The organism is Bosea sp. BIWAKO-01, assembly GCF_001748145.1.
GTDB lineage: Bacteria > Pseudomonadota > Alphaproteobacteria > Rhizobiales > Beijerinckiaceae > Allobosea.
In genome coordinates this window covers 40,992-60,804 of record NZ_BCQA01000002.1, presented here as the reverse complement: position 1 = coordinate 60,804, position 19,813 = coordinate 40,992, and the positions used below count along the sequence as shown (strand labels likewise).

The 19,813-nt window shown below is 59.1% G+C and carries 17 protein-coding genes; 8 read left to right on the top strand and 9 right to left on the bottom strand.

The annotated features are described in order from the left end of the window. Positions 1-27: 27 nt before the first annotated feature. Positions 28-291, bottom strand: a complete 264-nt coding sequence (locus BIWAKO_RS31995; RefSeq protein WP_069883041.1) for a hypothetical protein — start codon at positions 289-291, stop codon at positions 28-30. 443 nt (positions 292-734) lie between these two features. Beyond that, positions 735-1,136, bottom strand: coding sequence for a PRC-barrel domain-containing protein (locus BIWAKO_RS31990; RefSeq protein ID WP_069883040.1), 402 nt, complete (start codon positions 1,134-1,136; stop codon positions 735-737). A 37-nt stretch (positions 1,137-1,173) separates the two neighbouring features. Here BIWAKO_RS31990 and BIWAKO_RS35705 point away from each other — a divergent pair, with 37 nt between their 5' ends. Next, positions 1,174-1,500 (top strand): hypothetical protein, encoded by a 327-nt coding sequence (locus BIWAKO_RS35705; RefSeq protein ID WP_141740437.1) that lies wholly within the window; start codon positions 1,174-1,176, stop codon positions 1,498-1,500. Positions 1,501-2,606: 1,106 nt separating this feature from the next. Further along, positions 2,607-2,939: a xanthine dehydrogenase family protein molybdopterin-binding subunit gene (locus BIWAKO_RS31975; RefSeq protein ID WP_141740436.1), complete on the top strand. Its 333-nt coding sequence runs from the start codon at positions 2,607-2,609 to the stop codon at positions 2,937-2,939. A gap of 86 nt (positions 2,940-3,025) precedes the next feature. On the opposite strand, the gene BIWAKO_RS31970 is transcribed toward BIWAKO_RS31975, so the two are convergent. From BIWAKO_RS31970 to BIWAKO_RS31960, 3 genes are all read right to left on the bottom strand, one after another. Then, on the bottom strand, positions 3,026-3,313 hold the full coding sequence (locus BIWAKO_RS31970) for a DUF6894 family protein (protein WP_069883036.1): 288 nt from the start codon (positions 3,311-3,313) through the stop codon (positions 3,026-3,028). A gap of 183 nt (positions 3,314-3,496) precedes the next feature. Next, positions 3,497-4,033, bottom strand: coding sequence for a general stress protein (locus BIWAKO_RS31965; protein ID WP_069883035.1), 537 nt, complete (start codon positions 4,031-4,033; stop codon positions 3,497-3,499). An 11-nt stretch (positions 4,034-4,044) separates the two neighbouring features. Beyond that, on the bottom strand, positions 4,045-4,332 hold the full coding sequence (locus tag BIWAKO_RS31960; protein ID WP_371332317.1) for a PepSY domain-containing protein: 288 nt from the start codon (positions 4,330-4,332) through the stop codon (positions 4,045-4,047). Positions 4,333-5,123: 791 nt separating this feature from the next. On the opposite strand from BIWAKO_RS31960, the gene BIWAKO_RS31955 reads away from it, so the two are divergent. Both BIWAKO_RS31955 and BIWAKO_RS31950 read left to right on the top strand, forming a co-directional pair. Then, positions 5,124-11,375 carry a HAMP domain-containing protein gene (locus BIWAKO_RS31955; protein WP_069883033.1) on the top strand — a complete coding sequence of 2,084 codons (6,252 nt, stop codon included), beginning with the start codon at positions 5,124-5,126 and terminating at the stop codon, positions 11,373-11,375. Between the two features lie 14 nt (positions 11,376-11,389). Next, complete coding sequence (locus BIWAKO_RS31950; RefSeq protein ID WP_069883364.1) at positions 11,390-13,066, top strand: response regulator; 1,677 nt, start codon at positions 11,390-11,392, stop codon at positions 13,064-13,066. A gap of 83 nt (positions 13,067-13,149) precedes the next feature. Here the strand turns inward: BIWAKO_RS31950 and BIWAKO_RS31945 are convergent, their stop codons facing one another. Next, the gene (locus BIWAKO_RS31945) at positions 13,150-13,512 is read right to left on the bottom strand and encodes a response regulator (protein WP_244523708.1); all 363 of its coding nucleotides are present in this window, start codon (positions 13,510-13,512) and stop codon (positions 13,150-13,152) included. A gap of 360 nt (positions 13,513-13,872) precedes the next feature. Between BIWAKO_RS31945 and BIWAKO_RS31940 the strand changes: the two genes are divergently transcribed. Beyond that, positions 13,873-14,352 (top strand): Ros/MucR family transcriptional regulator, encoded by a 480-nt coding sequence (locus tag BIWAKO_RS31940; RefSeq protein ID WP_069883031.1) that lies wholly within the window; start codon positions 13,873-13,875, stop codon positions 14,350-14,352. Between the two features lie 63 nt (positions 14,353-14,415). On the opposite strand, the gene BIWAKO_RS31935 is transcribed toward BIWAKO_RS31940, so the two are convergent. Next, positions 14,416-14,658 carry a hypothetical protein gene (locus tag BIWAKO_RS31935; protein ID WP_069883030.1) on the bottom strand — a complete coding sequence of 81 codons (243 nt, stop codon included), beginning with the start codon at positions 14,656-14,658 and terminating at the stop codon, positions 14,416-14,418. Between the two features lie 1,097 nt (positions 14,659-15,755). On the opposite strand from BIWAKO_RS31935, the gene BIWAKO_RS31925 reads away from it, so the two are divergent. Beyond that, the gene (locus BIWAKO_RS31925) at positions 15,756-16,139 is read left to right on the top strand and encodes a hypothetical protein (protein ID WP_244523707.1); all 384 of its coding nucleotides are present in this window, start codon (positions 15,756-15,758) and stop codon (positions 16,137-16,139) included. A 601-nt stretch (positions 16,140-16,740) separates the two neighbouring features. Here BIWAKO_RS31925 and BIWAKO_RS31915 read toward each other — a convergent pair. After that, positions 16,741-17,673 (bottom strand): YihY/virulence factor BrkB family protein, encoded by a 933-nt coding sequence (locus BIWAKO_RS31915; protein ID WP_069883026.1) that lies wholly within the window; start codon positions 17,671-17,673, stop codon positions 16,741-16,743. 228 nt (positions 17,674-17,901) lie between these two features. Here BIWAKO_RS31915 and BIWAKO_RS36435 point away from each other — a divergent pair, with 228 nt between their 5' ends. Together BIWAKO_RS36435 and BIWAKO_RS34600 are read left to right on the top strand one after the other, a co-directional pair. Further along, the gene (locus tag BIWAKO_RS36435) at positions 17,902-18,102 is read left to right on the top strand and encodes a hypothetical protein (protein WP_069883025.1); all 201 of its coding nucleotides are present in this window, start codon (positions 17,902-17,904) and stop codon (positions 18,100-18,102) included. Next, positions 18,059-18,973, top strand: coding sequence for an extracellular catalytic domain type 1 short-chain-length polyhydroxyalkanoate depolymerase (locus BIWAKO_RS34600; RefSeq protein WP_201788726.1), 915 nt, complete (start codon positions 18,059-18,061; stop codon positions 18,971-18,973). Before BIWAKO_RS36435 ends, BIWAKO_RS34600 begins: the two co-directional genes overlap by 44 nt. Before the next feature lie 136 nt (positions 18,974-19,109). Here the strand turns inward: BIWAKO_RS34600 and BIWAKO_RS31905 are convergent, their stop codons facing one another. Then, a complete protein-coding gene (locus tag BIWAKO_RS31905; RefSeq protein WP_069883024.1) occupies positions 19,110-19,571 on the bottom strand; it encodes a DUF6894 family protein in 462 nt (153 codons plus the stop codon). Positions 19,572-19,813: the final 242 nt, after the last annotated feature.

Here is a 19,813-nt window from a genome sequence, read left to right as displayed (position 1 = left end):
GCGATGCACTTGGTTCCGCAGGGACTTTCAACCTCCGGATTTTTGAGGCGCCTTGGCGTCTGGGGCGGCAATTTTCAGCGCGATTTCCTGAAAGCGTTGAACCGCCCTTCGCTTGAGATCGATCGTCGGGTCCTCTGACCAAAGCTCGGTGATAACGGCGGCGAGACGCTCGCGTTGCCCCGGTGCACTTAAGGGGTCGACCGATTGTGCGACCTCACCCCACGCTTCCTCGAACGCCGAAGCGATCCGGGCCAGTTCTTCAGGCGAGGCTACGATCGAACGAAATGGCATCGCTTACTCCTGTGCGATGCTCACAGTTTAAAACATTTAAAAAGAAGACAAGCGCGGAAAGGTACGCACCGAGCGGTCCAGTGCAACCGTGGTCATAATGCAACAAACGACATTCTGCCGCTCAAAGCCGAAGAAAGCCCCGCCGAATGACAGCAGCGGGGCCCCAGGCTGCGAGGGTTGCGGCCGTGGAGTGTCAATCGCTCCACGCCCTCGCGCCAGCAAAACGGATCGTGGCCACCGAGGGTTCCTAAGTACGAGAGAAAGAAACAAAAAAGGGCCCGCGGCGTCCTCACGCAGCGGGCCAAGTCCGGGGTTCATGGGTAGTGCCGGCTGAACGCGCATGGAAACGCAGGGTTCCGCCGAAAGGCAAAAAGGCCCGCCGAGCGGCGGGCCATTTTTCCTCCGGACGAAGGAACTGGCTGTGCGAGGCTGAGCGCGTCAGATCACTTCGCGAAGCGCCCTTCATACTTGAATTGCTGCGCGGCCTTCAGCTGCTCCTTGGTGGCGTTGATCCTGGCATTCCATTTCTTGTCCGTCGCGTTCCAGGTGACGGCAAGGGCGCTTGGGCTCACTGCAACATAATGGGTTCCCATGCCTAGAAAGCCCCCGACCGACAGAATGTAGGAAGCAAAGGAGTTTCCGGCGATGACGAAGTCCTCGATTTCGCCGACAGTCTCGTCAGCGGCGTTCTTGACGTTCAGCCCCTTGAGGCTGCTGACGAGCGCCGATGCTTCGTCGACGGAAACAAACACCTTTGGCTCCGCCGGTGCAGGGACGGGAGCCGTTTGGGCGAAGGCGGTGCCGGACAGCAGGGCGGCGGCGAGGGTAAGAGCGATGGCGCGCATGGTCGGAAGTCCTTCTCATTAGACCCGCAGGCAGGGCTTGCTGCGTCAGTTTGGAAAGGGAATTCCGAGCACCCCTTATCTGTTCCGTCAGCGGGCCAACCTCATTCTTGGCGCCACTTATCGGCGACTTCTCGCCTGGTTTTGGGATCCGGTTTATCGGCAGATCCCGATCCCGATTCTTCGGATTGATCGAGACTTTGTTCAAGAAATCTTTGTCCGGTGCACCCTGGATCGGCCTCACTTTGGTTGTTCTTGGGGGACATTCGTTTCATCCGCGCTCCTGAAGAGCTTCAACCAGCGCAAGCGTAATTCAAGGGCCGCCAGCCAGATTGATGTGGAACATTATACTATATCAAAGGTTTGATGCTCAAATTCGGAGCATCATAATGAATTATCGATCGACCGTTATGTGTGCCGCCATCGTGCTGCTTTCACCAGTCTTCGTTTTGGCCGACAGTCCGGTCACTCCGCACGGTCAAGTCGGCCCGATCGTACTGGGGGAGCGGCTGTCCACGGCACAGGGGTCCGCAATTGAGCAGGTTGTCGATGGGCAGCGAAGGTCGGCTATCCCCGCCGATGAGATCCATCCAAGCGTCCAAAGCACTCTTAAAGTCAGGGTCGTTTATCCATTGCCGGTCAATCCCTGAATTGGCCCCGCCGGCCTCGACGCGTCTCATCATGGATTGTTCAGAATGCGACTTCGATGAATGAGCCTGCCCACCTGAAGAAGGGCCGGCAGTTCTGCGCAACGCTCCCCTCGACGAAATCCCCTAATGTTTGCTCCCGCTCGGGAATCGGTGCTCCGGTGACCGGCCGATCTCATGACATCGTCCAAATCCGGGCCTAGCCGATCGGCCTGCTGACGGATCAGAGCGGCCGCTTCCCCAGAAGCGGCGGCAGCATCAAAAGAAGGCGGAGCTGGTCATTTCTACGGGTAACCCATACCCGCGGAACACTCGCGTATCTTTCGGGTTCAATCTACGCAAACTGGAGGATCAGTCATGGGCCGCGGCATACTTCTCTGGATGTTGGGAATTCCGCTGCCGATTATCATCCTGCTCGCTTTCTTCCGATAGCGTGTCTGCCAGAATTTAGGTGCGATTTGCCCTGGCTGGTGCGAACCAAATGGTTAGCGAAGGGTTTTCCAAGGTGATTGGAGTTTGGCCTCAAACGGAACGGACTGCCGCAATGACAGCACTCCACCGGACTCACCTGCCGCTCAATGCTGATGACGCCAACGCAGCCGAAGGGGATCAGAATCCCTTCAATGTTACCCCTCGCGATCGAGAGGGTTCATTCGCCTTTGTGTTGTTTGTGGTCATGTTCGCGTGGCTCATGCTCCTGGGCTCCGGAGTGTTATGGTTGCACGCGCAGATTAATCAGTAAGTCAGATTGGATGACGGCTTCGAAATCTAGCTCCGTCAATCTTTCCGGTTTCCCGGCACAATAGCCCCCAGCAGCGCTTTGGCCGTGCTCGCGATCACGCCGGCAGTTTCGGGGTCGCCCCGGGGCATCGGAATGGCCCTTCACGAGGACACACTGACCGACCATCGCTACGGTCGGTTCATAAACAGCAATCTCGGTGAACATCACGTCGCTTCGAACGCCGATATCGACGGCATCGAGGTGATCTTTGTTGAGGAGCATGACGATCAATTCAGCCCGATCGGGGTAAAGGTCTCGGTGAAGGGCATCGTTGGCACCGCGGCCGCCGTCGCCAACGCGATATTTCACGCGACAGGCAAACGCGTTCGCAGTCTGCCGATCACAATCGACAAGAGTGTTGAGGTCATCTCGGAGTGATCGGGCGCCGTCTCGGCTTCCTGTTGTGGCCCCGGTTGTAGGCCGCAGTTTCCCATGGGCACTACCCAAGATGATGCACTCCTCTCTCACGGTTCCGTCTTGCGAGGCACCATCTGCCGAAGTTGAGAGGGGGGAACTGGGGTTAGCCACTGGCTATTGAGCGTCAGCTTCGCTGCAAATATGGGGGTGCCATCGGCGTAGCGGATTCTCATATCCACTCTCAGATCGTCACTGGTCTGGATGTGCTCGGCGATGATGTCGCCCAGACTTGAAAGGGCCGAAAGACGCGCGGCGACGTGATCTTCAAGGTCGATTCCTTCGTCGTCTACGACCAGTTCCGTGTTGATCTCGATGTCGAAAAAATACTGGGCCATGCATTCTTATCCGTGGCGACGTAGCCAAGTTCCCGCTCCCCTCGGCGCGTTCAATTCATCGCATCGCGGCCGCCGCTGGGAAGTTGATCGATCGAGATAGCGGCGCAGGGTGGCAGGCTGTTGTGCAACCTCCTGGACAACCGGCCGGCGGCCCCGCCATTGCTGCCGGGGCCTGCTCGTCAGTTAAAGCGAGGGCCTCACGTATGGCGGGGCTTCCGGATCAAATTGGGTCCACCCTTCCCTCTCATACGCAGTGCGGCGGTCGACGGTGTTAATCGGCGTGGCGCCGTCCATTATTGCGACGACTGCCGGGGCCTGTTCATCGGTTGTTCGAACAGCCACGACGCTGCCGCCACGCCTCACAGCCTCCGCATAGTAGTGGGCGTCCTTTTCATCGACGCCCGAACTCGTCAGGGCGCCCACAAGCCCCCCCGCGACGGCGCCGGTCGCAGCTCCCGCCGCGGTTGCGGCAAGCCATCCAGCGGCCACCACAGGGCCGATGCCGGGGATGGCAATCAGACCGAGGCCCGCCAGCAGCCCTGCTGCACCGCCGATCAAGCCCCCGACTCCCGCCCCCTCGCCCGCGTGGCTTTCATCGACATCGGCGTGGCGGCCGACAAGGCTGATATCGGAATCGGTGACGCCGGCGTCCTTCAGCTTTCGAACCACGGATTCAGCCTGCTCGTAGGTATCGTACGAACGCGTGATTGTCTGGGTCATCTGGGAGATCCTCAGTTGCGCGTGATGTTGCCGCGATAATCGACGCTCACATTGACCGGCTGGCCGTCGTGCGTCGCCCTGCCCTTCCACACGCCGTTGTCGTCCTTCTTGAGTTCGGAGACTGCGGTGTAGCCGTTAGCTTCGAGGCGGCTCTTCGCTTGGCCTTCCGTGAAGCTATTGGCGCCGGGCAGCGGCGCATTCGCGTCGGCAGGAGCATTTGGTGAAGGAGTTGGCGCGGTCGTCGATGTCTGAGCCTGAGCACCCAGGATTGCCGCAACCCCGACAACCGCCGCGATCATGGTCCTTTTCATCGGTATCTCCCTGAAACGGTTAGCATATGTGCCAACACAAACCGCAACGTGGCGCGGTTGTTCCACGGAACTTTTGCTCTTTCCGTTCGGCCGCGACCGCGCTCCCCAGACGCCGCAGCAGGGCTTGTCAGGGTGTTCTTCTCGCGCTGCTCGGCAACAACATTCGCTGAAGAGAAATCCGAGGAATGAACTCACGTCGGACCGACCTAGTTGTGTTGGAACTAAGGCAAGCGGAATGCGTTGTAACTCGAACTCAGATGGGGAGGCGGGGATGGGCATCCTAAAAACCAGCACGACGCTGGCGTGTGCATCCGCCGTTGGATTCTGCATGGGCGAGCATCTTTGAGCGATTGCCCCGACCACTTCCCGAGCCGCCGCGCTAGGGGCACGCTCAGCCTCCCTCAACCATTCTCTTCAAAGATGTTTGATCTGGTATCGTGGCCGAGGACAGGCTTCGCGCGCCGCGGAAACGGGGGCGAAGGACAATGAGGCAGCGCGTTCTCCGGTCGGACCTTCTCACAAAGAACTTCCGGCGCGATGGACATCAAAACCTCCCGTCCCGCACTCGCGATTCGACTGGGCGCATAGTTAAGGTTCACCGAGAGTGCCCCGGTCGAATTTGCGTTCAGGTGGGCGAGCTGGATTAGCGGCACGCCACGGATATGCCTTGGGGTCGATACCGAACGGAGCCAGTATCCATGGACCACTCAAGTGGTGACAAAGACCAATCGCTGGCCAAACACAAACCGCGTGCCTTACGGAATGTTGGACACGCTGATTTGGGCGCTACATCGGCCGCAGACAGCTCTTCGGTTGATCTGCATGAACTTCTGGACGCTTTCCAGGCGATGCGCCGAGGGGAGTTTTCCGTCAGGCTTCGTGGGAACCAAACCGGCCTTGCAGGCAAAATCGCAGACGCCTTCAACGACATCGTCGCTGCGAATGGGCGCATGGCCGAGCAATTGGAGCATGTCGGTCAGGTTGTCGGTCGGGACGGAAAAACGCGCACCCGGGTACGGTTCGGCCTGTCCGTTGGCGCGTGGGCCGATATGGAGAACTCGGTCAACACGCTGATCGATGATTTGCTGTGGCCGACCGCCGCAGTCAATCGCACGATTTCAGCAGTGGCGAAGGGCGATCTCCTCCAAACGATGCCACTCGATGTGGACGGGCGCCCGCTCAAGGGCGAGTTCCTGCGCTCGGCAACCATCGTGAACACGATGATCAAGCAACTCAGCGTCTTCACCTCGGAAGTGACGCGCGTGGCGCGCGAGGTCGGGACGGACGGCAAGCTGGGCGGTCAGGCGCAAGTCCGTGAGGTGACCGGGGTCTGGAAGGATTTGACCGAGAGCGTCAATTCTATGGCCTCGAATCTGACGGCCCAGGTCCGCAATCTGGCAGAGGTAACCATCGCGGTTGCAAACGGCGACCTGTCTAAGAAAATCACCGTCGACGTGCGCGGTGAAATCCTGCAACTCAAAGAAGCCATCAATACGATGGTCGACCAGTTGCGCTCTTTCGCGTCCGAGGTCACCCGCGTCGCACGTGAAGTTGGCACCGAAGGCAAGCTTGGCGGACAGGCGCTCGTCCCCGGGGTAGCAGGGACCTGGAAGGACCTGACCGATTCCGTGAACGCAATGTGCGGCAACCTGACTGCTCAGGTTCGAAATATTGCGCAGGTTACAACAGCGGTGGCGCGCGGCGACCTTTCTCGCAAGATCACCGTGAATGTTTCGGGTGAAATCCTGGAACTAAAGGAAACCATCAACACGATGGTCGACCAGCTCAACGGCTTTGCGGGCGAGGTCACGCGGGTCGCGCGCGAGGTCGGTACCGAGGGGCGGCTTGGCGGACAGGCGCAGGTGCCCGGCGTCGCAGGAACCTGGAAGGACCTGACCGACAACGTCAATTCAATGGCGTCGAATTTGACGGCCCAAGTTCGCAATATCGCAGAGGTTTCGACGGCGATTGCCAGCGGCGACCTGTCAAAGAAAATCACCGTAACCGTGTCGGGCGAGATCCTGGAACTCAAGGAAACCATCAACACGATGGTTGACCAGTTGAACGCCTTTGCCTCGGAAGTAACGCGCGTTGCGCGTGAAGTCGGCACGGAGGGGCGCCTTGGTGGCCAGGCCAACGTACGCGGCGTCGCCGGAACCTGGAAAGATCTGACCGAGAACGTCAATTCCATGGCCGGCAACCTGACGGCTCAGGTTCGCAATATCGCAGAGGTTTCAACTGCGATCGCCAATGGTGACCTGTCGAAGAAGATCACCGTCGACGTGAAGGGTGAGATCCTCCAGCTCAAGGAGACCATCAACACCACCGTGGACCAGCTCAACGCCTTCGCATCCGAGGTCACGCGCGTAGCGCGGGAGGTCGGTACCGAAGGCAAGCTTGGGGGGCAAGCCCAGCTCAAAGGCGTCGCAGGGACCTGGAAGGATCTCACCGATTCCGTGAATTCGATGGCTTCGAACCTGACCGGTCAGGTCCGCAATATCGCTGAAGTTGCGACCGCTGTGGCGCAGGGCGACCTCTCAAAGAAAATCACCGTCACGGTGTCCGGAGAAATTCTGGAGCTGAAGGAGACGATCAACACGATGGTCGACCAGCTCAACGGTTTCGCCGGCGAGGTGACGCGCGTCGCCCGCGAGGTCGGTACGGAGGGCCGGCTCGGAGGTCAGGCCAATGTTCTCGGTGTCGCCGGCACCTGGAAGGACCTGACGGACAGCGTGAACTCAATGGCCGGGAATCTGACAGCCCAGGTTCGCAACATTGCCGAGGTCTCGACTGCAATCGCGAATGGCGACCTTTCGCGCAAGATTACCGTCGACGTGAAAGGCGAGATTCTTCAGCTGAAGGAAACCCTGAACACGATGGTGGACCAACTCAATCGCTTCGCGTCGGAAGTGACGCGCGTGGCGCGCGAGGTGGGCACTGAAGGCAAGCTCGGCGGCCAGGCCCAGGTGCCGGGCGTCGCCGGAACCTGGAAGGACCTGACCGAGAACGTCAACTCGATGGCCTCCAACCTGACGGGCCAAGTCCGCAATATCGCAGAAGTCACGACAGCCGTGGCGCGCGGCGATCTCTCCCGCAAGATCACCGTCGACGTGAAAGGCGAGATCCTCGAGCTGAAGAACACCATCAATACCATGGTGGATCAGCTCAATGCATTCGCGGGGGAAGTCACGCGTGTCGCGCGCGAAGTCGGCACGGAAGGAAAACTCGGTGGCCAGGCCCAGGTGCCCGGCGTCGCCGGAACCTGGAAGGACTTGACCGACAGCGTGAATTCGATGGCTGGCAACTTGACCGCCCAGGTTCGAAATATTGCGGAGGTCGCAACCGCGATCGCCAATGGCGACCTTTCCAGAAAGATCACAGTCGACGTGCGCGGCGAAATCCTGCTGCTCAAGGACACTCTCAATACGATGGTCGACCAACTTCGGTCCTTTGCGGGAGAGGTCACTCGCGTCGCGCGCGAAGTCGGCACAGATGGCCGGTTGGGTGGTCAGGCGGTGGTTCCAGGCGTGGCGGGCACCTGGAAGGATCTCACTGACAACGTGAACCTCTTGGCAGCGAATCTGACCACGCAGGTTCGCAACATCGCCGAGGTCACGACCGCCGTGGCGCGCGGCGATCTCTCCCGCAAGATCACCGTCGACGTGAAGGGCGAGATTCTCGAACTGAAAAACACCATCAACACGATGGTCGACCAGCTGAATGCATTTGCTGGCGAAGTCACACGCGTTGCGCGCGAAGTGGGAACGGAAGGCAAGCTTGGCGGACAGGCTCAGGTGCCGGGTGTTGCGGGTACCTGGAAGGACCTGACTGATACGGTCAACGTCATGGCCGCCAACCTCACCGAACAGGTTCGCGGCATCGTCAAAGTGGTTACGGCCGTCGCCAATGGTGACCTCGAGCAGAACCTGACGGTCGCCTCCAAAGGCGAGGTCGCTGCCCTAGCGGAGACCATCAATAACATGACGAACACGCTCGCGACGTTCGCGGACCAGGTGACGACGGTCGCGCGAGAAGTGGGTGTCGAAGGGCGCCTCGGCGGTCAGGCGAATGTTCCGGGCACGGCAGGCACTTGGAAGGATCTGACGGGCAACGTGAACCTGCTGGCTGCCAATCTGACCACCCAGGTTCGCGCCATCGCCGAGGTCGCGACCGCGGTGACCAAGGGAGATCTGACGCGCTCGATCCAGGTCGAGGCGCGAGGAGAGGTCGCCGAGCTCAAGGACAACATCAACACGATGATCGGCAATCTGCGCCTGACGACCGAGCGCAACACCGAACAGGACTGGCTGAAAACCAACCTCGCGCGTTTCACCAGTATGCTCCAGGGGCAGCGGGACCTTTCAACGGTAGGTCGCATGCTGCTTTCGGAACTGGCACCGCTGGTGGGCGCTCAGCACGGCGTTATCTACCAGGTTGAGGCCGACGCCGATCTGACAAGCCTGCGGCTCCTCTCTACCTATGCTGACGACGCCGTCCACGGCCATCCGGTGCGGCTGCAGATGGGTGATGGCCTGATTGGTCAATGCGCAAAGGATGCGCGTCGGATCCTCGTCACCGACCTCCCAAAGAATATCACACCGATCGGCTCAGGTGTCTTCAAGGCTCGGCCGCGAAACGCAATCGTTCTGCCGGTGCTTTCTGAGGGGCAGGTGAAAGCGGTCATCGAGCTTGCCTCGATCGGAAGCTTCACGGAGCTCCAGCTCTCCTTCCTGGACCAGCTCACCACGTCAATCGGCATCGTTCTGAACTCGATCGAGGCCACGATGCAGACCGAGGGTCTTCTGAAGCAATCGCAGCAGCTCGCAACGGAACTCCAGACACAACAAAGAGAGCTGCAGCAGACGAACGAACAGCTCGAACAAAAGGCCCAGCAGCTCGCCGAAAGAAACGTTGAAGTCGAAGCCAAAAACCAGGAGATCGAACAGGCAAGACGCGCCCTTGAGGAAAAGGCGACTGAGCTTGCTCTCACCTCAAAATACAAATCCGAATTTCTGGCGAACATGTCGCACGAACTGCGCACACCGCTTAACTCTATCCTTATTCTGGGACAGCAGTTGGGAGAGAATCCCGACCGCAACCTATCTGACAAGCAGGTCGAGTTTGCGAGGACGATTCACGGCGCCGGCACAGATCTGTTGAATCTGATCAGCGACATTCTCGATCTGTCCAAGATCGAATCCGGGACCGTCTCTGTCGACGCCGAAGAGATTTTCTTCAATAGCCTGCTCGATGTCCTCACACGGCCGTTCCGGCACGAAGCGGAAGCCCGCAATCTCTCATTCGATGTGGAACTCGCTCCGGACCTCGCTCGCAGCATCGTCACGGACTCCAAACGCCTGCAACAGGTCCTCAAGAACCTGCTGTCGAACGCTTTCAAATTCACCGCCCACGGCGGGATCCGGTTGCGAGTATCCCCGGTGCTGAGTGGCTGGAGCCCCGATCATCCGTCACTTAGGCATGCTCCATCCGTGGTCGCCTTTGAAGTATCGGATACGGGCATCGGTATCCCACCCGAGAAGCAAAGGATCATCTTCGAGGCCTTCCAGCAGGCAGACGCCTCAACAAGCCGCAAATACGGAGGGACCGGCCTCGGACTCGCCATCAGCCGTGAATTGGCAAATCTACTCGGCGGCGAGATTCAGTTGCAGAGCGCTCCGGGCGCGGGCAGCACTTTCACCCTCTATCTGCCCCTGAACTTTGTCGGCGCCGCCCCGATCGCGATGAGGCCTACAGCGACAGATGCCGCAGCGGTTTCGATCGCGGCACTCACAACCGGACGGCTGGGGGACAAGGCGGCCGAACAGATCCTCGATGATCGCGACAGGATCCTGGACGGAGACGCGACCCTGCTTGTGGTCGAGGACGATCCACACTTTGCCAGCGTTCTGGTCGACCTGGCCCACGCGAACGGGTTCAAGGTGCTCATCGCGATGCGGGGCGCGGACGCGCTCTCGCTCGCGCGGGAATTTCATCCCACTGCGATCACTCTCGACGTCTTCTTGCCGGATATGTTGGGTTGGACGGTGCTCAGCCAATTGAAGCAGGATTCGACGACCCGCCATATTCCCGTGCAGATCGTGACCCTGGACGAAGACCGTCAGCACGGGTTAGCGCGCGGGGCCTTCGCATTCATGCACAAGCCAGCGACGAGCGAGGGTCTCGATCGCGCGCTTTCGAGATTGAAGTCGTACGCCGAGCCTCACCGGAAGCACCTGCTGCTCGTCGAAGATAATGAAGGAGAACGCCTTGGCGTGACAGAACTTCTGGGCCACGCCGATATCGACATCACCAGCGTAGACACGGGCGCTAGAGCGCTTGAGATCCTGAGCGAAGGTTCGACCGATTGCGTGGTCTTGGATCTCAAATTGCCTGATATGTCCGGATTCGAAGTGCTGGAGCGAATTCGCGACGATGCAGCGATTGCTGACGTGCCAGTGGTTGTCTTCACCGGCCGCGAACTCTCCCCCGAGGAAGATGCGCAGCTTCATACGATTGCGCGTAGCGTCGTGGTGAAGGGGGTCGAGTCACCTGAACGGCTGCTCGACGAGACTGCACTCTTCCTCCATCGAGTCGTCTCCGATCTTCCTCCTTCGAAACAAGCCATGCTGGAGCGACTGCATAGCTCCGACGAAGACCTCGAGGGGGAAACGATTTTGCTGGTGGATGATGATGCGCGAAACATTTTCGCGCTCAGCAGCGTTCTAGAGCGTCGCGGGATGAAGGTCCTTACGGCGACGACCGGGAGCGAAGCCATTTCAATAATCAATGCTCAGCCGGAGATTGCGCTCGTTCTGATGGACATCATGATGCCCGGCATGGACGGATATGAAACAATCCAGGTCATTCGCTCCAATCCATCGCTGCGGCGGCTGCCGATCGTGGCGCTCACCGCCAAGGCAATGAAAGGGGATCGGGAGAAATGCTTGGAGGCTGGAGCTTCGGACTATCTCGCTAAACCGGTGAACACAGAGCAACTGCTTTCAGCTCTGCGGATGTGGCTCCATCGCTGATGGGAATCCAAACTATGGATCCGGTCAATATCCTGCTCGTTGATGACCAGCCGGCGAAGCTGCTGAGCTACGAAGTCATTCTTGGGAAATTGGGTGAAAATCTCATAAAGGCAAAGTCCGGCCGGGAAGCTCTGGAGCATCTTCTAAAAACGGACGTGGCCGTCATACTGGTTGACGTCTGTATGCCGGATCAGGACGGTTTCGAGCTCGTCGCGATGATCCGCGAACACCCTCGCTACCAAAAGACGGCAATCATTTTTGTCTCTGCCGTCATGATGGCCGAGCCCGATCGCTTGCGCGGTTACGAGGTCGGTGCAGTTGATTACGTTGCGGTTCCGGTGGTTCCCGAGGTCCTTCGAGCAAAGGTCAAGGTCTTCTGTGAGCTCTACCGCAAGAACCGGGAGCTTGAACGTCTCAATTCTGAACTCGAACGCCGCGTCGCTGAGCGGACGGCCGAACTTGAGGCATCATCTGCCGAGCTTCGTCTGCTCAATGAACACCTTGAGCACCGCATCGAAGAGCGCACACGCGAACGCGAAGAAGCGCTAGCGCAGCTATTCGAGGCCCAGAAGCTCGATACGATCGGGCAGCTCACGGGCGGTGTCGCCCATGATTTCAACAACCTCCTGATGGCTGCTCTTGGAAGTTTGAATCTGCTCAGGAAGCATCTGCCGAGAGAGGAGCGAACCGACAGGTTGCTTGATAATGCGATACAGGCTTCCGAACGCGGCGCGGCACTAACCCAGCGACTTCTCGCGTTTGCGCGCAGGCAAGAACTGAAACCCCAAACCGTTGATATTATTCATCTCGTCAACGAAATGGAGAATCTTCTCCAGCGCGCGGTCGGCCCGGGCATCAAGTTATCCAGTAGCCTTCCGGAAAACCTCACAAAAGTACTGGCTGATTCAAATCAACTTGAGCTTGCGTTGTTGAACTTGGTTGTAAATGCACGCGACGCCATGCCATCGGGCGGCGCAATCACGATTCATGCCGAGGATAAGATTATTTCTTCGGACCATCAGTATCAAAACCTAAAGCCCGGCGCGTATGTGTGTATCAGCGTTTCCGATACCGGGCTCGGTATGGACTCGGCTACGCTAGCTAAGGCCGCGGAACCGTTCTTCACGACCAAAGGTCCGGGCAAAGGGACAGGCCTGGGGTTATCAATGGTGCACGGCCTTGCAGCACAGTCGGGTGGTACGCTGGCGCTTTCGAGCGAGGTCAACCGAGGCACGCGCGTCGACCTCTGGCTTCCAGTTTCGTCGGAGGAGCCAGAGGTGGAGACCTTATTCGAGGAGGCGGCAGATCCCGAGCGCCAGTCAGAGTTTGTTTCCCGGACAATTCTCGTCGTGGACGACGATGCGCTCGTTTCGATGGGTACGGCAGCCATGCTGGAGGATCTCGGGCACACGGCAATCGAGGTTATGTCCGGAGCGAAGGCGTTGGAAGTCCTGGCTTCAAATCCACAGATTGAATTGATTATTACCGATCATGCGATGCCTGGCATGACCGGCGCCGAACTAGCGCGCCGGGTCAGGTCGTCCCAGCCCACCTTTCCGATAATCCTAGCATCCGGATATGCCGAATTACCCGATGATGAAGGCCTGGCCAACCTGCATCGGCTGGGGAAACCTTTCGCACAGGCCCAGCTTGCTGCTGCAATCGAGCATGCAATGTTGCCCCCTTGCTGACGCGATAGCATTCGCCGCTGTAGCGATATGATGCACTGGTGTTGCTGATTTTCGTGGCGCAACGACCGGGCAACGAGTTCGGGCTAGAAGAACTCCTCAAGAGAAAAACGCCCCCCGAGGGCGATGTTCAAGCTCTTGACGAGATCAGGGTATTGAAATGGCTTATTGAGCACCATTTGCCCCCGGTGATGCTCCGGAAGGGAATCGCGCCCAAACCCCGACGCGAAGATGAAGGGGATTCCGCGGCTCGCTAGTACATCAGCAATGGCGAAAGACGAATTCGCGCCGAGGCTCATGTCCAGAATGGCAAAGTCCAATTCGGTTGCACTGGCGAGAGCAAGCCCGGCCGCGAGAGTCTGAGCTGTCGCCGCGACTTCACAACCTGCATCAAGAAGGAACTCCTCGAGCATCATCGAAATGATCGGCTCATCCTCAGCGATGAGCACCCTAGGTTTCACACCTGACACGGATTCCCCCGTACTCCGGCTTTCACCGACAGACCAAAACGCGGTTGCGGCAGTTTGGTTCCCTCTGAAGCGTCGATTATGCTCGCTTACGGTCGACTCGCGTGGCGTCAGGGCTTCGGCAGACGATCAGGCGAGACTGCAGTGCGGACGTTAGCAGGATTGCGCGGCAACACTGCACCCGCTTCCGAAAATTACCTATCGCAGCCCGTGCGTGCAGATCAGCAGAATAATAACTCGAAAATCAAACCGAAGCACGATCGTCGTGGCAAAGAGTATTGCAACCGCCCTTCTTGTCAGAATAACTGATGCGCGGGGGGCACGTTATAAATAGGAAGCGCTATGGGAAAAGAAGAAGAAGGTTTACTCGAGCTCACCACGATTGTTATTTCGGCCTATGTCGCGCACAACGATGTGCCGCGCAGCGATCTCGCGGGCTTGATTGCGAGCACATATTCCGCGCTCGCAAAGCTCGGCACCAAACCCGCACTAATGCCAGCACCAGAGCCGTTAGTCCCGGCTGTTCCGATCAAGAAGTCCGTAACGCCGGACGCGATCATCTGCCTGGAAGACGGGAAAGCGTTCAAATCCCTCAGGCGTCATCTGGGCACAGCCTATAACCTGACGCCGGAGCAATATCGCGCCAAATGGGGCCTGCCGTCGGATTATCCGATGGTTGCACCAACGTATTCCGAGGCTCGGGCCGCTCTTGCAAAGGCATCAGGCCTGGGGCGCAAGACCAAGGCGGCACCACCTCCACCCGTTGCCGTGAAGCGCACCCGGGCAAAGCCCGGCGGTCCTCGCAAGCAACCCAACACCTAGTGGGCCCCGCCCGGTAAACTTCGCTTGCATCCGGCGCCCATCGGTGTCGGATGGAACCCTACCCTAGCGCTGTTTCGGCTTCCGCTTACCCTGGACCGGCCGCCGCTCATTCGCCAGCCGAGGCGTACTCGACTTCGTAGCGCGGATGGTGACGGGCGCCAGACTGGGCGAAGCTACCGCCGCCACAAGGCCGAAAGGATCGAGATAGGCAGCGATCTGCCGGGAACCGACCTGGGCCTGCGCTTCCGCGTATTCCGTGGCTTGTTCGCGGACTTTTTCAGTGATGAATTTGAAGATATCGAACATCCTCTTGACTCCGGTGCCGCGAAAATGCGGCTTCGTACCTCCAACTCTCGGAAACGAGATTTGTGCCGCAGCGCGGGCTATCGCTCGGCCGTGCAGTACGTTTGCCGAGAAGCGGGTGCCCAGACGAACCCGCTGATGGCCCGCTTAGCGCGATCGAAGAATTCGCCTACTCCATACACGGTCTGATTGGTTGCATTCACTCCGCTCCGGGGCTTAATTCTGTGATACTGCATCCATTCCGTTGCGGATTTGGCGGCAAGCAGGTGCGCGATGTTTACCGGCAAAGGTGTTTTGGTTGCCAAAGGTGCGATAAGTGTGCCCGTAACTTACAGATACATCGAAACGGCGCAGGCCGGTCGAGCGGGTCACTTGTTTTGTGAACCGGGCCCAACGGACCCCGGCATCTTCGCGGAAAGCATGCGCCTGTCCTGCGATGATGGCATTGAAATGCTCATAGTGGTCACCTCGGTGTCGGACCACAGGCTTGTCTTCATAGGACGGGAAACAAAGACCTCGACGACCTAACGGAAAGGCGCCGCTCGTTTAATATCCCTCGGCGCCGCAATCTGGCACCTGAAGCAAGATCTCTAAATCAGTGCTTCGTCGGACTTCAAAGGCGCTCGCACTTGGGTCCGCTCCATGCCGGCTTCAGCCATCGTGGCATAAGATTCCTGCCCCCAACGGCGACTTTGGGGACACAGCCCTGATTAGCCGCCGAGGGCTCCCCGTTCATCAAGCCCTGTCGATGGAATGGTTCGCACGGAACAATGCGCAGATGCCCCTGTTCATCGAGAGCACGGGCTCGTGCCGCAAACCGCAATCCAAAGCATCATAGGTGGCAAATGAAAGACGGACACGGACATCCTCTTTCCCCGGCGCAAGAAGCCGCCATAAGAAGCGGAATTCGCCCCGCTCCAGCCGTGTCGGCAAATGGCCTTGGTCAGGATTTGATTGCGAGGACGGCGCAGAAGCATGGGGTGGGTCTAGACGCGGTAGAGGTTGCCTTGGCCGCGCTTCGACGCGGTCACGGCTCAATGGCCCAATTCTCTCACCCCGAGTTCGGCGGCATGGCCCAATGGTCCGTTGGGGGGATGAGTATGGTCGGCGACATGTTCAATGCTGCCACAAAGGCAAAGCTTGATGGCGTTCTCAATGATCTAGCTGATGCGCTTCGGAGCGGGGAAGTCGAGATGGGCGGAGCCAAGTCCTCCGGCGCAAACAATCCAACGCGCGGAAGCGAATCAGGCTGGCCTCACGAGTTTGGCCTTCCAGCGACCGCGGGAAGCCAAAACGACATGCGGTACGCGTTCTTTCCTGCAGCTCGTCGGCTGGTCATCGACGAAGGAACCAAACGGACCGTCTATGACACGGGCGAGCACATAATCTCCGGAGTTTCACAACAGCAGAGTCTCGACCGTTCACTGACGTTCCAAAGTCAACTCGGTACAGTAAAAATCGCGGAACTCGCAATTCTCGTATAGACATGATGAGACGCCGAATTTGGGTTTTCAACGTCCAATAGAGATACTTACCGCGGTAGTACGTGCTCGCTGCCCCACGCCAGCTCCCTCGCCCGTGCGGTCACACTTCCGGGACTACGAGATTCGTTCCGGAGCCAAGGAACACGGACAAGGGGATTGAGTTGAAGTCTTGCAGCAGCGGAGAGGTGACCCAATGGGCTCTTTGCCGAGACTACATCATTCGAGTTCGAGGCCTAGCCGTTCATCAAACCGCAGGTTGCCGCCCGCTCGTGGTAGTTCGATCGCGAGCTTGCCAAATGAAGTGTCGCGAGTTCGATGCGCGGACGATGAGGGTTACCTTCACACGGTCATTGTCTGGCGCCTCTATCCCGGAATCCGCGGGACATCATACACGCTCGATACCGGCGCCCTGGTGAACTATGTCGATGAGCAAACCTTCGAGATCGATCACACCGCGGTACTGATCACAAAACTGTCCTAAATGGTGGGAGACGCGCTGGGGCCGCCTGCCCACGCATGCCAGTCGGAACGCTTCCTCAACTGTCGTCCGGCGATGTGAACCGCCTCCAGGCGAACAGTTTGAGGGATCGGAGTGGACTCTTCAAAACTTGTTATCCGCCGCGTCGGCGCCCCGAAAGCCAATAGGTTCCGGAGGCCCCTGCGTTGTGTCTCGAAAGGTCTGGCGCTCAGCTTCCGAATTCAGTTCAGCTCCGATCAGAACGATCGTCGCGGACAGCCACATCCACATCAACAGAGCAATGACCGCGCCAAGCGTGCCGTAGGTCTTATTGTAATCCTCGAACGTCGCGACGTACCAGGAGAACGCGAGAGAACCGATGAGCCAAGTCACGCTCGCCAGGATGGCGCCGGGACTGACCCATTTCCACTGTGCGTTGTCGCGGCTGGGCCCAAACCGATAGAGCGCGGAAAGCCCGAGCATCAGGACCAGGATCAGCACTGGCCAGCGCCCGAGCCAGAGAAGCCATTCCGCTGCCGCGCCCAGGTACAGGAAATCAAGCAGCATCGGGACGGCTGCGATAGCGCCAAGCGCCAACAAGGCGAAGAGGAGGATCGCAAGAGTGAAGCCGAGCGTGGTCAGGTTCAGCCGGAGGAAGCCGCGCTTCTCCTCCTCACCATAGGCGACGTTCAACGCATCAAAGAGCGCCTTTACACCAGCATTGGCGCTCCATGCCGACAGTCCGAGGCTGATCAGAAATGCTATTCCCAGCTTCGTTTCATCGCCTGTGGCGATCCGGGTAATCTGATCGCGCACAACCTCGAGGGCGCCGGTTGGCAACAAGCCTTCCGCCATTGCCAGTTGATCCGCCACGGTGGCGGGATCAGCAATGATCCCATACAGCGAAACGAATGCTGTCACGGCTGGAAACAGCGCGAGCAGTCCATAGAATGTTACGCCCGCGGCGACGGCGAGCACCCGGTCCTTTCCGACCTCCTCATAGGTCCGCCGGACGATCGCGAACCAGCCCCCGGCAGGTATCTCTACGGGCGTCGCGGCATCAGCGCCTTCGCGCACTAACGTGCGCCTGCCCTTCCTCGTGTGCCAACGCTCAAACTGAGAGATGGCAATTGATCCACCAAACCCGACAAGAGCCGCCAATGACAACTGGGTTAGCAAACGTTGAGCTCGCAAATCGATCACTCCCAAACCGAGAGAACTTCGGGCAATCAAAAATGTTGCGGAATCTAGCGGCCTCCAGTGCGGATCATTTCAATCGATGGAAGGTTAGGTTGTGATGCGCAGATGAAAGCGCCCGGCAGGGGATCTGCGCATGAGAAATCCCTTTCGAACGCTTTTGAGCGCAACACGCGCCGCAAACCGGAGCGCGGCAAGATCAGCGTCTCTCATCCGAAAGCTGACAAAGGCGCCAAGGCCGGCTCGTGCCAAGAAAACCGCCAAAATGGCCAAACGGAGCATCACCGCGAAAGCGGTGCCGCCGATTAGACCCGCATCGGGTACTTTCATCAGCGATCGTTTCAGGGGCTCCGGTGGCGCGTTGAGCTACAGGCTTTACACGCCCATTGGCTCACCCCGCAGGCGCCTGCCCTTGCTTGTTATGCTGCATGGCTGCACTCAATCCGCTTCTGACTTCGCGTCTGGAACAGGCATGAACGAAGTTGCGGACGAACTCGGATTTCTCGTGCTGTATCCCGAGCAATCCGCCTCGGCCAACATGGCACGGTGCTGGAACTGGCATCGGCCCGCCAACCAAAGGCGCGGCTCCGGCGAACCCGCCACCATTGCAGCGCTGACACGACACGTGCTCAGGTTCTGCAAGGGCAATCCTGCGCGCGTTTACATCGCGGGAATTTCTGCGGGGGGCGCGGCGGCTGCCATCATTGCTGCGGCCTATCCTGAACTCTATGTCGCAGTAGGAGTTCATTCGGGTCTCTCGGGCGGAACGATCAGCAGTCTCACAGAAGCCCGTCTGGCAATGCGGCGGGGCCCCGGGCCAAATCCTGCGGGAGCCTTAGGGAAATTTGCCCAACCGCTTCCGACGATCGTTTTCCATGGCGATCGCGACAGCACGGTGCACCCATCGAATGCCAACGGCTTTGTCGATCGACTGCGACAGTCCAACCGAGGTGCGCTCGCGGTCCAGACCTTTATCGGGCGATCTCCCCGTGGGCGTGATTTTACCCGAACAACCTACCGTCAACGTGCCGGCAATGTGCTGCTGGAGACATGGGTGGTACACGGCTCCGGGCACGCGTGGGCCGGTGGCAAAGCCTTCGGGTCGTACACTGACGCTACCGGACCAGACGCATCTCGGGAGATGGCGCGATTTTTCCTGGCGCGGAAGCGAACGATCTAATTGCGTTACGCGCCCGCCAGACGAGCAGTCGCCTCCTGACGAAACCTTCGAGATAGCCGCTTGAGTTCCACCGCCAAGTCCAGCCGCTCACCAATCCGATGCTCGGATTTTCTCCAGAATCTACCGTCAGCGCCATTCAGTCCTTCTTCACCGGACGCCCAGGATCGAGCGCGCTCGGTGAGCTGGAGGGCTTTGGATCGCCCTTTGCTGGTGCTGGGAAATTCGCATCCGCCGCCGGCTTGGCGCGATCATCTTTTGGTATGCCTGTCCCCGGCCGCGGGCGGCTATCGCTTGTCCTCCCGGGCTGGCCTGTCGGTTTGTTTTGATCTGCCTTCGCCATGTCGTCCTCCGTTGTGGACCAATGCTCGGTCCGCTCACCCAAAAGCTCCATGCTCGCCCGGTAAATGACGCCACTGTCTTCCCGGCGGACGCTGACGACGAACAACCGGCAGTCGCCGTTGGGCATCGCCGCGCGAGCCATATCGGGTAAGGCGTCCAAAGCCGATCGCCGAGCCTCTCCGTCGCTGGGAAGTTCGATTCCGTCCTCGTCGATATCGACGAAGTCGCCATCCGTGCTGTCGAAAAAATAGCGGGTCATGGTCTGTACCCCCTAAGGGTGAGTTAGGGCGTGCCCTTTCGGGTAACGTGGCGGGACAAGGACCGTTCCCCAACCGAGGTCTGGAGTGAGTATTCGAGGCGATTGTACCCTATGCCTCACTCCCCAAATCGGCGATGCCCCACTCGGTGGCGCGGTAAACGTCTCTCATCGATCGCGTCATTACGCCGAAGATACTGATTGCGCCGGAGAGGACTAACCGCCCCCCTGCGCCCAAGGCGCAT

Bases quoted from the DNA above. Each gene is read 5' to 3' on its own strand.
- BIWAKO_RS31970 (WP_069883036.1), bottom strand. From the start codon at position 3,313: ATGGCCCAGTATTTTTTCGACATCGAGATCAACACGGAACTGGTCGTA.
- BIWAKO_RS34600 (WP_201788726.1), top strand. From the start codon at position 18,059: ATGGCCAAACGGAGCATCACCGCGAAAGCGGTGCCGCCGATTAGACCC.
- BIWAKO_RS31940 (WP_069883031.1), top strand. From the start codon at position 13,873: ATGGGAAAAGAAGAAGAAGGTTTACTCGAGCTCACCACGATTGTTATT.
- BIWAKO_RS31905 (WP_069883024.1), bottom strand. From the start codon at position 19,571: ATGACCCGCTATTTTTTCGACAGCACGGATGGCGACTTCGTCGATATC.
- BIWAKO_RS31995 (WP_069883041.1), bottom strand. From the start codon at position 291: ATGCCATTTCGTTCGATCGTAGCCTCGCCTGAAGAACTGGCCCGGATC.
- BIWAKO_RS31925 (WP_244523707.1), top strand. From the start codon at position 15,756: ATGGTCGGCGACATGTTCAATGCTGCCACAAAGGCAAAGCTTGATGGC.
- BIWAKO_RS31960 (WP_371332317.1), bottom strand. From the start codon at position 4,332: ATGATCGCGGCGGTTGTCGGGGTTGCGGCAATCCTGGGTGCTCAGGCT.
- BIWAKO_RS31950 (WP_069883364.1), top strand. From the start codon at position 11,390: ATGGATCCGGTCAATATCCTGCTCGTTGATGACCAGCCGGCGAAGCTG.
- BIWAKO_RS31935 (WP_069883030.1), bottom strand. From the start codon at position 14,658: ATGTTCGATATCTTCAAATTCATCACTGAAAAAGTCCGCGAACAAGCC.
- BIWAKO_RS31965 (WP_069883035.1), bottom strand. From the start codon at position 4,033: ATGACCCAGACAATCACGCGTTCGTACGATACCTACGAGCAGGCTGAA.
- BIWAKO_RS36435 (WP_069883025.1), top strand. From the start codon at position 17,902: ATGAAAGCGCCCGGCAGGGGATCTGCGCATGAGAAATCCCTTTCGAAC.
- BIWAKO_RS31990 (WP_069883040.1), bottom strand. From the start codon at position 1,136: ATGCGCGCCATCGCTCTTACCCTCGCCGCCGCCCTGCTGTCCGGCACC.